Raw genomic sequence first — 16045 nt, 5'->3', positions numbered from 1 at the left:
CGGGGCGCCACCCGGTCGGCACGCACCGCGCCGCCTGCGCAACGCGGCCCGCCGCCGCGATGCCACCGCCACCACCTTGCCGTCGCCGCAGCACCCCCAGCATGCGCGCAGCACCGCCCAGCAGCCCGGTGCGGCTACCCCGGCAATGAACTGAAACCGGTACGACCGGACTCCCCCCTTGGCGCAACATACCCCTCTATAGCGGACAACCGGCGCCGGCGGGCCGTCCCATCCCGGAACATGCCCCCCATCATAAGAAAAACCGCGCCGTTGCCGCCCGCGATCAGCCGCCGCCCGTAGCCGCGACACGCCCCCGAACGCGGAACCGATCGTCGCGCAAGGATTGATCGCATGCTCTTTCGCGCTAGGGGGCGGCGGGATGAAACGGACGCGCGCGATCCCGCGTTGTACAATCCAGTACATAAAAAGGTTCGAGACAAGCATGCCAGAGGCTTTTCGTACGGCGCGCGACGCGCTCGCCTTTCTCGAGGCACATCGTCTCGCACCGGTTGCTGAAAATTATACCTTCGCGCTTGCCGTGGTCGCCGATCCCGGATCGGATCTGGCGCGCGCCGTGGCGGCCGAGACGGATGGCGGCCTGAGGCTGACCGCACGCGCGCTCGAAACGCTCAGCGAACGCCATCTTGCGATCAAGCGCGACACGACCGCCGAACGCGACAGCGCGGTCACCGCACGCGCGAACCAGCTCGGCGCGCTGACCACCGATGCGCAGACGCTGACGCGGTCGCTTAGCCACGACGTCAGCGCGATGGCGAGCGAGGCGGAGAACTGGCCCGATGCGACACTGCTCGTGACGCGACTGGCCGATGCCGAACGCGAGCTGGCCGAGCTGCGCCGCGACGTCGCCCGGCTCCAGTCCGACCTCGGCTCGCTCGGTACGGCGCGGCACGATCCGATGCGCGACGCAGCCACCGGCGCGCTGACGTCCGAGGGCGCGCGGCCGATCTTCGCACAACTCGCCGAACAGGCGCGAAGCTATGTCCTCATGATCTTCAGCGTCGCCGATCTGGCCGGGGTCAATCAGCGCTTCGGTCACGCCGTCGGCGACAATGTGCTGAGCGCCTTTGTCGCGAACCTGCGACGGGTGTTTCCCGACGAGGAGATCATCCGCTGGACCGGCAATGAATTCGTCGTCGTCGTGACCGACGTCGCCCTGACGGCAGCCCGCGATCTCGCCGACGAAGCCATCGCCGCGTTCGAAACCCGCCGCCTCAGGCTGCGCGGCAGCGGCGCGTGGATCGGCCCGGTCCGCGCGCTCGCGGGACTGGTCGTCGGCCAGGGCGACGACCAGGACGCCGCCCTGAGCCAGGCCCGCGCCGATCTGTACCGTGCCACCGTCGAGGGTTTCGCCCCTGTGGACAGCTGAGCGGGTCGGACCCGACGGTTCGCTCGCTCCGGCTGCGATCATGGATTCGATAAGTATCTGCATTAGGGCGTTTCTATCCTGCGACCCACGCGTTCCAGCGCGATGAGCACTTCGCACCATGGCCGCTACGCCTATCGCCCGATCGTCGACCGCCCGGACTATGACTGGCCCGACGGCCGCCGCCTCGCCATCTATTTTGGGGTGAATTACGAGGTGTTCGATTTCGGCGGCGGGCTGGGACCGGAACTGGCCCCCGCGCAGACCGACCCGGACGTGATGAACTATGCCTGGCGCGATTATGGCAACCGGGTCGGGGCGTGGCGATTGTTCGACCTGTTCGATCGGCTGGGCCTGCGCACCACCGCGTTGCTCAACGCCGACGTCCTCGATCGCTGCCCGGGACTGGCCGAGGCGTGCCGCGACCGCGGCGACGAGATCGCGGCGCATGGCGGCACCAACGCGACCGCGCAAGGATCCCTTGCGCACCCGCACGAGACCCGGATGATCGCCGACGTGACCGAGCGGCTGGCGACACTCGGGGTGCGTCCCACCGGCTGGCTGGGGCCGTGGATCTCGGAGAGCGACGCCACGCCGGACCTGCTCGCCGAAAATGGCTATCGTTATGTCCTCGACTGGGCACATGACGACCAGCCGACCCGGCTCGCCACCTCTCATGGCGGACTGCTCTCGATTCCCTATTCGCAGGAAATCAACGACCTGCCCGCGATCATCGCGCGCAAGCAGGAGGCGGTGACGTTCGCGGCCATGATCCGCGACGGCGTCGAACAGCTGCTGTCCGAATGCGACCGGCGTCCACTCGTCCTCGGCATCGCGCTCCATCCCTATATCATGGGACAGGCACACCGCGTCCCCGCACTGGCCCACGTGCTGACCGAACTCCGCGCGGCGAACGATCCGCGCATCTGGTGGACCACCGCCGGCGACATCGCCGCGCATGTCGAGGCGAACGGGCTGGCCGCCTGACCCCGCACTCACTCAGGCTTCACGACCGCCGCGCCACAGGCTCTCCTTCAACGGACCGATCAGGTAATCGAGCGCAGACCGTTTCCGGAGCGGGACAAGGATCTCGGCGGGCATGCCCGGCGTCAGCGCGCCGGGCCCCTTCAGCGCGACGAGCGTCCGATAGCTTTCCGGCAGCAACGACGCCTCCGCCCGGAAGAAGCGGTTGCCGGTCCGCTCCTCGGTAAAGCTGTCCGCCGACACCGTGTCGATCCGGGCGTCGAGCGCGGGCATCGCGCGGTCGTGGAATCCGGTGAAGCGGACCTGCGTCGTCTGGCCGGGGCGCATGTCGTCGGCATCGTCGGGCGAAACCTGCACCTCGATCACCAGCGCCCTGCGATCGGGCACGATTTCCATCAGCGTCTGCCCCGGCGAGACCACCCCGCCGATGGTGTAGATCGTCGGGCCGACGATCGTGCCGGCCACCGGCGCGCGCACCATCGAGCGGGCGAGCTGTTCGCGCGCCGCGAGCAATTTGGGCTGCAGCTCGTTCATCCGCACCAGCAGATCGCGCAGGCTCCCCTCCACCTCCTCGATCTGGCGGCGATCGACGCCCGCGGCCGACAGTTCGGCTTCGCCGATCGCATCGCGCGTCTGGAGGATCTGTGCCCCCAGCGCGCCATGCTCGCCGTCGAGCGCGGCCTGGGTCCGCTCGAGCGCGCGGATCCGGTTGATCGAGGCAAAGCCCTTGGCGGCGATGACCCGCATCCCCGTCAGCTCGTCGTCGAGCAGCGCGCGTTGCCGGCGGTTCGCCGCGATCTGTTCGCCGAACCCGCCAATCTGTTCGGCATTGGCGTGGGCGCGCCGCATCCACACCGCCTTCTCGGTCTGCGCGGTCCGCAGGCGCGCCGCCAGCAGCAACCGCTGCCCGCGCAGCGCATCCTCCGCCAGCACCCGGTCCGCGGCCGGCAGCGTGCGGAATTCGACCGGCTCGGCCATCACCGCGCGCCGGTCGCGTTCGGCGAGCAAGCGTTCGCGCTGCGCGAACAGCATCATCAGCTCGGCGGTCATCCCGCGTTCGAGCGCGTGCAGGTCCGCCGACGCGATCTCGAGCAGCACCTGCCCGCGGGCGACCTTCTGGCCTTCGACCGCGCGCAATGCCGTGACGATGCCGCCGTCGCGGTTCTGCACCGCCTGCCGCTTGCCCGACACGATCACCGCGCCGCGGGCATAGACGCCGGCGTCGAGCGGCATCATCGACGCGCCCCCCAGCAGCCCGATGAAGAACAGCGCCGCGACGCGCAGGCCGCGCCGGATCTCTACCCGCGCCGAATCGTCGATCATGCTCATGACACAGCCCCCTTCAGTCCGACGACATTGCCGCGGCTTCCGCCGGCGCGGCGCGCCAGCTCGGCCAGAACCTCCTCGGCCGGACCTTCGCAGTCGACCGACCCTGCGTTGAGGACGAGCAGCCGATCCGCGGCGGCCAGCACGCTGGTGCGATGCGCCGCGATCACGATCGTCGCGCCGCGCTGGCGACTGGTCTCCAGCGCGCGCATCAGCGCCGCCTCGCCCTCCGCATCCAGCGCGGCATTGGGTTCGTCGAGCAGGAGGATCGGCGGGTCGTCGAACATCGCCCGCGCCAGCGCGATCCGCTGTCGCTGCCCCGCCGACAGCGCCAGCCCGCCGCGCCCGATCGGACAGTCATAGCCGCCGGGCAGCGACAGGATCAGCGCGTGGCACCCCGCGACCTTGGCCGCGTCGATCACCCGCCGGTCGAACGAGACCGGGTCCACCGCGTTCGGATAGGCGAACCGGGCGATGTTCTGCGCCACCGTGCCCGTCAGGAAGCCGGGCTCCTGCGGCACATAACCGCGGTACCGCGCGAGCCGCTGCGCATCCCAGAGGATCGAGTCCGCGCCGTCGAGCAGCACCTGTCCGGATTCGGGCGCGATACCCCCGGCGAGGATGCGGATCAGCGTCGTCTTGCCCGCCCCCGACGCGCCGACGATGCCCAGCATCTGCCCCGCCTGCAGGTCGAAGCTCACGCCCTTCAGCAGCATCGCCGCGCCATCGCCGCTGCGCGTGGTGATCTTGCGCGCGGTGATCCGGCCGAGCGGCGCCGGCAGGACGGTCGCGGGCGCCGCCGCCGCGTCCGTGTCGAACAACTGCTTCAGCGATTTCAGCGCCTCGTTCGCGCTCTGCAGGTTCGACCAACCGCCGATCAGCAGCTCGACCGGCTGCAACGCACGGCTGAGCAGCACCGATGCGGCGATGATCGATCCGACCGAGATCTGCCGCTGGACCGCGAGGATCGCGGCGAGCCCCAGCGCCAGCGACTGGAGGAACAGCCGCATGAACTTTGCGATCGCAGCATAGCGTGCGGTCGCCATCTGCGCCGCGGCCAGCGCCGCCTGCCCGTCGCTGCGTTCGGTGATCTGCCGGTCGACCATCGCCCGGCCCATGCCCAGCGCGCGGACGAGCTCGGCCTGCTGGGCGATATCCTCCTGGACGATCGCCGACCGGGCATTGGCGGTGTGCGCGACGCTCATCAGCCCGCGCGTCCCCCGCTCGGACATCCATGTCAGCACCGCGAGGCACGCGCCTGCGGCGATGATGAACAGCCCCAGCAGCGGATGGATCAGCACCGCGGCCAGAACATAGATCGGCGTCCAGGGCGCATCGAAGATCCCGACCAGCGTCGGCGCGGTGATCACCTGCCGCAGCGTGTCGAACTCGCGCATCGCCTGTGCGGTCGTCGGGTCCCGCTGCCGGGTGTGACCGCGCTCGATCAGCCGCGCCAGGATCGCCCGGGACACACGCTGGTCGAGCCGCAGCGACACCTTGACCATCAGCCGCGACCGCAGGGCCTCCAGCACCCCGATCGTGGCGATCGCCGCGCCGAGCACCAGCGTCAGGATCACCAGAGTGACGACGCCCCCGGTCGGCACCACCCGGTCATAGACCTGCATCATGTACAGCGTCGGCGCGAGGTACAGGATGTTGACCAGCGCGCTGAACAGCAAAGCGGCCACCACATGCGACCGGCACTGCCTGACCGCATCACGTACCGGCAGTGGCAGCCGGTGCTCGAGCATCTGCATCATCGATCAGAACCCGAAATCGCTGTAGTCGATCGTCGTCGCGTTCACCCCGGTGAGCGTGATCGTCTGCGTGCCGATCGTGATCACCGTGTTGACGCCGACCTGCGAGATCAGCACCTGTGCCCCGAAATTGGCGGCGGTGATGCCGCAACCCGAAACATCGAGCAGGTCCTGCCCCCCGGCCGCATCGAAGTCGAAATCGACCACCGTGTCATTGCCCTGCCCGGTCACGAACACGAACACGTCGTCGCCCGTGCCCCCGGTCAGCCGGTCGCTGCCGGTGCCGCCGACGAGCCGGTCCTGCCCCGCGCCGCCCAGCAGCTGGTCATTGCCCCCCAGCCCCTGCAACAGGTCGTCGCCGTCGAACCCGGACAGGATATTGCCCGCGCTATTGCCCGTCAGTGCGTTCGCGCCGGCATTGCCGTTGCCGTGCACCCCGGACGTGCCCGTCAGCGTCAGGTTTTCGAGCCCGTCGGCCAGCGTGAAGGTGATGCTGCTGGTGACCAGATCGACGCCGTCCCCGTCGGTCTCGTCGACGCTGTCCCCCAGAGTGTCGACGATGTAGATATCGTCGCCCAGGCCTCCCGCCATCACGTCCGCGCCGGTGCCCCCGTCGAGCGTGTCCGCCCCGGCGCCGCCGAACAGCCGGTCGTCGCCGGCCATGCCGCGCAGCGTGTCGGCCCCCTCCATCCCCGACAGGATGTTGACGCCGGCATTGCCCGTCAGGATGTTGGCATCCGCGCTGCCCGTCGCATCGATCGCCGCCACCCCGCTCAGCGTCAGACGCTCGACCCCCGCCCCCAGCGTGAAGGACACGCTGCTGGTGACCGTATCGAGACCGTCCCCACCGGTCTCGTCGACCACGTCGCCGATATCGTCGACGACATAGCTGTCATTGCCACGCCCGCCCGACATCACGTCCTGGCCCGTGCCGCCGTCGAGCGTATCCGTGCCCGCACCGCCGAACAGCTGGTCGTTGCCGGCAAAGCCCGACAGCGCGTTGGCGCCATCATTGCCGGTGATGACGTTATCGGCGGCATTGCCCCGCCCCGCGATTCCCCCCGTCCCGGTCAGGGTGAGGCGTTCGACGCCGGTGCCGAGCGTGTAGGTGATGCTGCTGGTGACGGTGTCGATACCGTCGCTGGCGGTCTCGTCGACGATGTCGCCGGTCGTGTCGACGCTATAGAGATCGTCGCCGTTGCCGCCGGTCATGATGTCCGAACCGGTGCCGCCGTTCAGGATGTCCGCCCCCGCACCGCCGTTCAGCCGGTCGTTGCCCGACAGCCCGATCAGCGTGTCGTCGCCGTCGAGACCCGTCAGCGTGTTCGCCGCACCATTGCCCGTCAGGATGTTGGCGGCGGCGTTGCCCGTGGCGCTGGGCGAACCGCTCCCCGTCAGCGTCAGATTCTCAACACCGGCGGCGAGCGTGAAGGTCACGCTGCTCTTGACCAGGTCGACGCCGTCGCCGTCGGTTTCGTCGACGACGTCGCCGACACTGTCGACCGTATAGATGTCGTCACCCGTGCCGCCGGACAGGCTGTCCGCACCGGTACCACCATCGAGGTCGTCCGCCCCGCCGCCACCGAACAGCTGGTCGTTCCCCGCAAGCCCGCGCAGAATGTCCGCGCCGTCCAGCCCGGTCAGCCGGTTCACCCCGGCATTGCCCGTCAGGACATTGGCATCGGCATTGCCCGTCGCGTTGATCGCCGCACTGCCCGTCAGCGTGAGATTGTCCACCCCGGCCGCCAGCGCGAAGCTCACGCTGCTGTTGACCAGATCGACGCCGCCGCCATCACTCTCGTCGACGGCGTCACCGACATTGTCGACCGTATAGGTGTCGTCGCCGAGCCCGCCCGCCATCGTGTCCGCACCGGTACCGCCGTCCAGCCGGTCGTTGCCGCCGCCGCCGGTCAGCCGGTCGTCCCCCGCGAGCCCCGCCAGACTATTGTCCCCGTCATTGCCGGTGACGATGTTCGCGGCCGCGTTCCCGTTCGCGTTCAGCGCCGCGATCCCGGTCAGCGTGACGTTTTCCAGCCCCGTCGCGAGTGTGTAGGCGATGCTGCTGATGACGGTGTCGGTCCCGTCGCCCCCGCTTTCGCTGACGACATCGCCGGTGCTGTCGACGACATAGGTGTCGTCACCCAACCCGCCCGCCATGGTGTCGGCGCCCGCTCCCCCGTCGAGGAAATCGGCGCCGGCGAGCCCCGTCAGCGTGTTGGCGGCACCGTTGCCGGTCAGCACATTGTCGCCGCCATTGCCGGTACCGCTGATCCCCGCGGTGCCGTCGAGCACGAGAGTCTCGACGTTCGCACCCAGCGTGTAGCTGATGCTGCTGGTCACCGTGTCGGTGCCGCCCAGGCTGCCCTCGACGACCGTGTCGCCGGCGTCGTCGACGACATAGGTGTCGTCGCCCAGCCCCCCCGCCATCCGGTCGGCGCCACTGCCGCCGTCGAGGCTGTCATTCCCCGCCTCGCCGAACAGCCGGTCGTCCCCGTCCAGCCCGAGCAGCGTGTCATCGCCGCCACGCGCGAAGATGAGGTCGCTGTCCGCCGTGCCGGTGAGCGTGTTGGCCTCCTCGTCGCCGAGGATCGCGTAATCGGGGATCGCCACCGCCATCGTCGCGTCGGAATAGACTACCTGTTCCGGCTGGTTCGTCCCCTGCGTGCTGAACCCGCGATTGTCGGTATAGTTGGTCGCGACGCGCAGCGCCTGGCCGATATCGTCGACCGTGACCTGATACGTGTCGCCGGTCGCCCCCGCGATATCGGTCCACGTCCCTTCGACGTCACGCTGCCACTGCCGCGCAAAGCTGGTCGTGCCGTCATAATCGATGAAGTTGCCCGCCGTGACCGTCAGCACCTGATCGAGCTCCGGTGCCGCATTGTCGATTCCGAAGGTGCCGACATGCTGACGGTTGATCTCCGCGACGCTGTCGGCGAACTGGATCCGCTCGACGTTGCGCAGCATGTCGCTGCCCTCGTCGCCGATATTGTCGACGACGCTGACCCGCCCATCGGGCCGCAGCGTGATCGTGAAGTTGGAGCGGTTGCCGATATAGACCGCGGTATCCAGCCCGCCGGCGATCGTCGCCGCACCCGTGGCATAGCCATTGACGGTCTCGCGGTAGACGATCTCGCGCGACGCGACGAGCTGGCCGGGGTTGATCGTCCCGTTCAGCAGCCGCGCCTGGATCTCCGTCAGCGAATCCGCGCGGAACAGCTCGGCGCCCGACCCGTCCTTGTTTTCGCGCACGCTGATGAAGACGTGCATAAAGGCGTCGCCGTCGATGACGTCGTTGCCCGCGCGCCCCTTGATGACGTCCGCGCCGCCGCCGCCGATCAGCAGGTCGTCGGTCGAGCTGCCGTCCATCACCAGCGCATCGGCATCGCTCGCATCCCAGGTCTTGAAGCTCAGCAGTTCGCGCAGACCGGTGATGAGCCGGACGCCGTCCTCGTACAGGTTGTTGCCGAGGATCCGGGGATTGTCGTCGCCGAGCAGGTCCGGGAAATTGGCGCCCGTGCTGACGAGCCCGAGCGGGATCTGCCGGCCGGTCAGCGTGTCGGCATATTTCCAGCCCGACAGCGCCTCGACCAGGTCGTTGCGGTCGCGCAGCGTGAACGCCTGCTGGTTGACCGCGGCACTCAGCCCCAGATCCGAATTGGCGGCGGTCGTATCACCCTGGTGAATGACCCAGTCGAACCCGGCCATGCCGTTGTTGCGCTGGATCCCCGCCCCCTGGATCATGATGTCGTCGCCGCTCTCCCCGTCATAATCGGTGTCGTTGCCGCCGCCGTTCAGGATGTCGTGGCCGATGATCGGGCTGTTGAAGAACAGGTTCGAATTTTCGCCCGTCACGCTGTCGAAGCCGTCGCCGCCCTCGATCCAGTCGTCGCCTTCATTGCCCATCAGACCGTCGCTGCCGCTGCCGCCCAGCAGGAAGTCGTTGCCGCGGCCGGCGAACATCTCCTTCGCGTCGGTGCCGCCGACCATGAAGTCCTGGCCTCCGCCACCGAACATGATGTCGAGCCCGGAGCCGCCGCTGACGACGTCATTGCCCTCACCACCGCGCAGAAAATCGTCGCCGAACGGATCCTCGATGATGTCGTCGCCGTCACCAGCATAGACCTGATCGGACTCCGTGCCCGCGTTCAGGTAATCGTCGCCGCCATCGCCCCACAGCGTATCGATGCCCTTGTCGCCATAGAGCCGGTCATTGCCCTCGGTCCCGCCGAGCACGACATGCTCGCCACCGCTATATTTCAGCATCCCGCCATCGTCATGGCCGTCGCCGTCGACGTCCTCGCCCGGGGCGATCCGATCCACCTTGGGATCGAACGCCTGCTGGAAACTGTCCTCCCAGACCGGATCGAACGTGCCGCCCGCCAGATACGTGCCGTCCTCGCCGATATTGGTGACCTGCGGCGTCAGCGGATCAAGTTCGAGGATATAGTCCGCGGTGTTGAAGATCTGCCCGTCGACATGCGTCGAATGCACGTCGCCCAGGTCGGAATTGCGCATGACGAGATCGGCGAAGCTGCTCTTCTCGAGCTCGTTGAGCATGTTCATGCCCTGGGTGCGGCTGAGATAATAGAAGCGGTCGCCGTTCTGCAGGCTTTCGAGCTGGTGTTCGAACACATAGTTGAACGTCGAACCCAGCATCCCGCCGAATTCCATCTTCTCCTCGGCCAGACCGCCGATCCACAGATCGACCAGGTTCAGCCCGGTTTCGTGGCTATTAACCCCGTCGACGATGCTGGGCGCCCAGTTGCCCTTGCTCTGCAGGAAGTTGAGCCGATCGGCCGGGGCCTGCAGCGTGTGCTCCTCGACGCCCATCGCGGCATTCGCATGGACGACGATATCCGCGCCGCCCATCACCAGCAGGGTCGCGGCGGCGCGCTTGCCCTCCAGCGTCGTCTCGCCGGTGATCAGCGGATGCGTGCCATAGGCGGCGACAAAATTGACGATCGACAGCGGGTTTTTGATGTTCTGCGCGAAGTCGAACCAGCTCGTATAGGGTTTGAGCTGCGAATCGTTGGTCGAGGCATAGAGCTGCGCACGCACCACGTTGAACGCCGCCACCCCCGCATCGCGGCCGCGCGCGATGTTGAGCGCGGCGAGGTCGAGCGGCAGCCCGACCAGGAAATTGCGCAGCGAATCGGGCACGAACTCGTCGATCTCGCTCCCCTCGACGCGCGTCATCCCGCGGATGATCGCGCCGGCGGCGATTTCGGCATCCTCCTCGCCGGTGACGGGATCCAGACCCGCTTCGCCAAAGGCCTGCGGGTTCAGGAACGCCTCGACCAGGCTCAGCGATTGCGTCGACAGCGTCGGATCGGTGATCTCGATCGTGTCGGTCAGCATCGAATGGCCGAACCGGTACACGGCGTGCGCGAACTCCGCGGTGATCGCAGGGTCGATGTCGGCGGTGTTGCTGAAGATGAACGGATCGATATTGGGCTGGATCCGGCGCGCGAATTCCTCGAACACCAGATGCTGATACTGCATCTCGGTGCTGAACCGCCCCGCCTGGAACAGCCTCTCGCCATCCCAGTCGAGCGCGGCGATCGCCTGCGTCTTCGCCGTCCCGGTCAGCGCCCCGATCGCATCGAGCTCCGCCTGCGTGATCGCGCTGCGCGTGCCGTCCGCGGCGGGCCGCAGCCATTCGTTGACGATGGCAAGGTCACCCGATGCGATGATCGTCAGCTTGTCCGCCTCGACCACGCGGTTGTGCTCGGAATGGAAGACCGTGTGGACCGCGGTCAGCCCGATATTCTCGTTGCCGCGGCCATCGCCCGTGACGAAATGCGCGTCGAGCATCTCGTCGTCATAGGTCAGCGGGTTGTTGTCGTCGGCGATCAGGTCGCGCGCGTTGATCACGCCGTCCAGATTGACGTCGCGCAGGTCGTCGAGCGTGATCGCGTGGTCGCCATCCACATCGACGATCCGCCCCTCGCCCGCGACCAGGTCGGCCTCGTCGGACACGCCGTCGCCATTAAAGTCGAGCATGTCCGTATCGGCGGTCTGCCGCACCGCGGGCGTCGCCGGATTGTGATCGAGGTCGACCAGCACCGGCTCGGCATGATGCGCGATGTCGTTGAGGAACGCGTGGCCGGTGAAATAGGCATTGGCCGGAACCGCCACGCCCTCGGCCGTCCCCTCGAGCAGCGTGCCGTCCTTCAGCATGATCTGCGCATAGCCGTTCGCGCCGGGGATGAACCGGCCGTACGCGTCGGTCAGCAGCAGCGGCACATTGTGCACGTCGTAGTCGTCGAGCCGGATGCCGAGCATCGTGAGCGCCTGCGCCTTGGTCTCGGCCCAGTTCGCCATCCCGCCGATCGCGCCGTCGAGCAGCCGCCCGGTCGAGATCGCATGCGAATCCTTGACCCCGTCGCCGTCGGAATCGACCGAGAATTTATACTCGCGCAGGAACACCTGATGCGACGCATGCGAGGTATAGGTCTGGTTCTGGTCGATGAACGGCGTCGTCGTGTTGACCGTCTCGGTCCCGCCGACGACCGGGTTGCCGTTGGCGTCATATTGCGTCGACCGGGTCAGCGGCATGAAATTGGGGCCGCCGGGGACATAGAGCGGATCGTCGGGCTGGAGCGGGATCAGCACCGTGCCGTTGCCGCCCTTGGTGATCAGGTCGAGCCCATGATCGAAGAACTGGCCGAAGAACGTCATCCACGCGTTGAACGACGGCGACAGGCCGATGTCCGGCGACAGGTTCGGGATCGACGCCAGTTCCTCGTTGGTCGGGATATAGCCATCGGGCGGCGCGTCGCCGCCATGCGCATCGGCATAGGCCGCCTGCGCATGCGCGTTGACGTACCAGGCGGCGATCGCCGCGGGATTGCTGTTGGTCATGTCGGCGATCAGGTTGCTGATCAGCCGCGGATCGGCATCGACCACGCTGCCCGGCGTGCCATAATCGGTGTTGGTCAGGACCGGCCCGCCGGGCCCGGTGCCGAACGTGGCGCCGTCGTTCAGATTGCGGAACACCGGCGTCGTCAGCCGCGGCAGCAGCTGGTCCGCCGCGCCCAGCACCGCATTGCCCGGCAGCAAATTGTTGTAGCTGCCATCGACGGTCCGCAGACCATAGGGGATCAATTGCGCCTGGGGGCCCAGGATATCCGCGAGTGACTCGCCAGCGGCATTGCGCTCGCTGATCCTGATCTGCGCCAGGATGAAGTTCAGATCTCCCAGATCGACGGTAAAGTCACCAGACATGATGCAATTTCCCCTCTGAATGACGAAACGCGAAACGTCTCGAGCGATCGTGATCGGGTCGTGATCGAAGACCGGCACACGTCGTGACGCCAACCTTCCATTCTTCGTTCGGCGGGATAAGGCCCATGAAGGACCTACGCCGGGCCCTGGCAGCCTAGGCCCTGTCCTAGGCCGAACGGCCGGGTTCGCGGGCGTTCCGCCTGGCGATGGACCCGAACACGCTTCGGATCCCGGTCTGTGCGAGGTCGAGCGGGGCCATGCGCGGCGCTACCCCGCCGCCAGTGAGGGGGGGCTCGTTCCGGCGGCGGGGTCCCGATCCGGCGAGCGGGTCAGCCGGTCGAGACGATACTGGACACAAGAGCCGCCGGGTCAGCCCCGGCGGCGTGCCAGATGACGGATCATGTCCTCGAGCGCGACCGACGGCTGGTCGTGCATCGCATAGCCCGCGACACGCGTGTCGGGCGCGAGGACATAGATGAGCGAGGAATGGTTGATGCTGTGCCCCATCTCGCCGGGCCTTGGCGGGATGTGCTCGCGCGCGACGTTAAACGCCTGCGTCGCCGCGTTCAGCTGCGCACGCGTGCCGGTCGCGACCACCAGCCGCCCGTCGAACTTCTTGGCCAGCGCGCGCATCGCGGCAATGCGGTCGAGCTCGCCATGACCATGATGCGGCGGCGCCTGCAGCGCCATCGCCGCCGCCGCGCCCGGCCGGCGGAATCGCACGACGCCGAGCGGCGGTACGTCGATGTCGACGAACAGCGCACGCGCCGCGATCCCCGACTGGCGCAGCCGTTCGGCCGTCTGCACCATCCGCGGAATGGCCATCGGGCAGCTTGCGCGGCAGCGGCTGTAACCGAAGAACAGCAACGTCCAGCGATCGCGAAAGTCCGAAGGCCCGATCGGGCGGCCTGCGACATCGGAAAAGTCGAACGCCCCGCCCAGTTGCGTGGGCATTGCCGCATGCGTCGCATGGCCGGGACGTGCGGACGGGGAGGCGGACGGGGGGGCGGATCGGGTCGGGAATGTGGTCATGATACGACAATCTGCGTCTTGGCCACGCCGCGGCCATTGTCCTGGACGCGGCGGGTGATCCAGTGGAGATATTCGATCGTTGCGTTGATCGCGCCGCGCTGAGTCGCGGTGATCAGGAAATCGAGCCGAGCGGCGCTGGTCAGCTCGATCGGCGTGCCTGCGGGAAAGACGATCGGCGCATTCCAGCTCTCCTTGCCCAGCCGGTGCCCGTCGCACGACACGCAGGTCACCGGCACCTGGAACGTCACCCGAAGGATCGAGTAGCTCGCGTTGAGCAGCCGGATCAGGATCGTGTCGCCGACCCGCGCCTTCGCCGCGACCTTCTGATCGGTCATCGTCTTGGTCGGGAACACACCGTTGATCAGGAAATATTTGGGCTCGAACCGGTTCAGCCCGACATTTTCGCCGCACATGCCCGCATCATGGTTGTTGCTCAGCACATTGTGCCAGCGCGCATCCATGTCGTCGCACACCCAGAGCCGCTCGACCTGATAGCGCTGGTAGGGCGCATTCGCCATCGGCGACGAATAGAGATAGCCGGGCCCCTCCGGCGGATCGACGATCAGCCCGCCGAACATCCCCATCTCGAAATGCAGCGGGGTGTTGCGGTGGCAATGATAGAAGAAGGTGCCGGGACTCGACGCTTTCCACTGATAGGTGAACTGATTCGCCACCTCGAACGACACATGCCCGACGCCGTCATGCATCGTCGTAGGCTCGATCCCGTGATGATGGATCGTGTGCGCATGCTTGGCGGTGAGCAAAGTGACATGCACGATCTGCCCCTGCCGCACGCGCATCAGCGGCGAGGGATAGGGCGATTTGATGCCGCTCGCCGGATCCTCGAACGCCCAGTAGCGCAGCCGTACCCCGTCGGGCGCGACCAGAGTGCCGCTGGTCGTCACCTGCCGGACGAAGCTGATGTCGGGCGTCAGCCGGTCGGGTGTCGGCAGGCTCGCCTTGAAGACGTTGCACCCGAACGTCTGGAAATTGGTGACGCCCTGTGCCGCGGTCTTGGTCCAGTCGATCCCCGACGGACTGATACTCTCATCGCCCATGGTCATTCCCCATCGTCTCGACCGGATCAGAAGGCGTAGATCGGGCTGGTCATCGTCCAGTGCGTGACCAGTCCCTGCGGATAATTGCCCCCGCCCGCGGTCTGCGACATCTCGGTGTGGCAGTGCATGACGTATTTCAGCGGGAACGGCTCCTCCCTCGGCGGCCAGACCGGCACGTCGGGCGGCCGCTCGAACGGCAGGATCATGTCCTTGCGGTCCATCGGCCGCATGATCCACACGTCGCGTTCATAGACGTTGGTCTCGCAATAGGGGACGCCGCTCGCGTCCGCCTCGGTACATTCGAACAGGTGATTGCCGTGGATGTGCGCCGAATGCGTGCACAGCCCTGCATTCATCACCCGCAACAGCGTCGGCTGACCCTGTTTCCCGACCGGCTCGATCGCCTGCGCGGCCGCCCTGTCGACGCTGGCTGTGGTGTCGTGGACCGCGGTATCGAACCCGCTCAGGCCGTTGATGTGGAAATAATCGGGCAGGAACGCATCGATCAGCGCCTGGCCCGATATCCGATACCCCGCCGCCACGCGCGCGTTGATCGCCGAATCGGTCTGCGAAAACAGCCACAGCTTGTCGCGGGCCGGATCCCCCGCCTTCCACCGCTCGCCGGGAAAGCGCGGGTGCCGCCCGAACGCATCGAACACCGCGGCGATCTGCGGCGTGTGCATCGCGCGGCTGAACGGCGTCGCCGAGCCCGCGACCGTCGTGCCCAGCGCAGGGTCGACGATGAAGGCGCCGTGCAGCCCGAGGATGCGGTTGAGCGGCGGCTCATACGGGTCGTGATAGAGATAGGAGCCGCCGACCGGCGCGACGAAATCCGGCACCTGCCGCGTCTGGCCGGGGGGAATTTCGGGCACCGTCGCCTGCGGGATGCCGGTGATCGCAAAACCGTGCGGGACGAGGTCGTTGTTCGTGACGCTGATCGAGACGGGTTCGCCCTCGCGGTACCGCAGCACCGGCTGCGGCTGGCCGCTCTCGTGGAAATAGAACACCATGTAGACGATCTTGCCGTCGATCATCTCCTTCTCGACCGGTTCGATGACCAGCCGGAGCGACTGCGCAAGATCGGACGAGCCCGACAGCGACATCGGCGTCGGCGCCGGGCTGCTGAGCGGCGTGTCGGTCGGCGTGATCATCTGCTGCGCCGTCGCGGCGAGCGCCACCGTCGTTGCGCCGGCCCCAATCTTCAGAAAGTCCCGGCGCTCCATCGACTATCCCCATGACGTTCGCGCAGCGCAATATCTGCCCGATTTCCCGGT

Annotated in this window: 8 protein-coding genes; 2 read left to right on the top strand and 6 right to left on the bottom strand. The window is 67.4% G+C overall.

From position 1 onward, the window contains the following. Positions 1 to 442: 442 nt before the first annotated feature. Positions 443 to 1387 (top strand): diguanylate cyclase, encoded by a 945-nt coding sequence (locus J3A66_RS13425; protein ID WP_209569398.1) that lies wholly within the window; start codon positions 443 to 445, stop codon positions 1385 to 1387. Between the two features lie 102 nt (positions 1388 to 1489). After that, positions 1490 to 2371, top strand: a complete 882-nt coding sequence (locus tag J3A66_RS13420; protein WP_209569388.1) for a polysaccharide deacetylase family protein — start codon at positions 1490 to 1492, stop codon at positions 2369 to 2371. A 12-nt stretch (positions 2372 to 2383) separates the two neighbouring features. On the opposite strand, the gene J3A66_RS13415 is transcribed toward J3A66_RS13420, so the two are convergent. From J3A66_RS13415 to J3A66_RS13390, 6 genes are all read right to left on the bottom strand, one after another. Then, positions 2384 to 3697, bottom strand: coding sequence for an HlyD family type I secretion periplasmic adaptor subunit (locus J3A66_RS13415; RefSeq protein WP_107930497.1), 1314 nt, complete (start codon positions 3695 to 3697; stop codon positions 2384 to 2386). Continuing rightward, positions 3694 to 5454, bottom strand: a complete 1761-nt coding sequence (locus J3A66_RS13410) for a type I secretion system permease/ATPase (RefSeq protein ID WP_209569387.1) — start codon at positions 5452 to 5454, stop codon at positions 3694 to 3696. Before J3A66_RS13410 ends, J3A66_RS13415 begins: the two co-directional genes overlap by 4 nt. Positions 5455 to 5457: 3 nt before the next feature. Beyond that, positions 5458 to 12681: a peroxidase family protein gene (locus J3A66_RS13405; RefSeq protein WP_209569384.1), complete on the bottom strand. Its 7224-nt coding sequence runs from the start codon at positions 12679 to 12681 to the stop codon at positions 5458 to 5460. A gap of 369 nt (positions 12682 to 13050) precedes the next feature. Continuing rightward, positions 13051 to 13635, bottom strand: coding sequence for an SCO family protein (locus J3A66_RS13400; RefSeq protein WP_209569382.1), 585 nt, complete (start codon positions 13633 to 13635; stop codon positions 13051 to 13053). A 74-nt stretch (positions 13636 to 13709) separates the two neighbouring features. Continuing rightward, a complete protein-coding gene (locus J3A66_RS13395; RefSeq protein WP_209569381.1) occupies positions 13710 to 14771 on the bottom strand; it encodes a multicopper oxidase domain-containing protein in 1062 nt (353 codons plus the stop codon). A 26-nt stretch (positions 14772 to 14797) separates the two neighbouring features. Continuing rightward, a complete protein-coding gene (locus J3A66_RS13390) occupies positions 14798 to 15994 on the bottom strand; it encodes a multicopper oxidase domain-containing protein (RefSeq protein ID WP_209569378.1) in 1197 nt (398 codons plus the stop codon). Between the last annotated feature and the right edge of the window lie 51 nt (positions 15995 to 16045).

Origin of the sequence: Sphingomonas sp. PvP018, assembly GCF_017876865.1 — a bacterium.
Lineage (GTDB): Bacteria > Pseudomonadota > Alphaproteobacteria > Sphingomonadales > Sphingomonadaceae > Sphingomonas > Sphingomonas aerolata.
The sequence above is the reverse complement of the archived record's forward strand: the minus strand, read 5'-3'. Positions and strand labels throughout refer to the sequence as shown.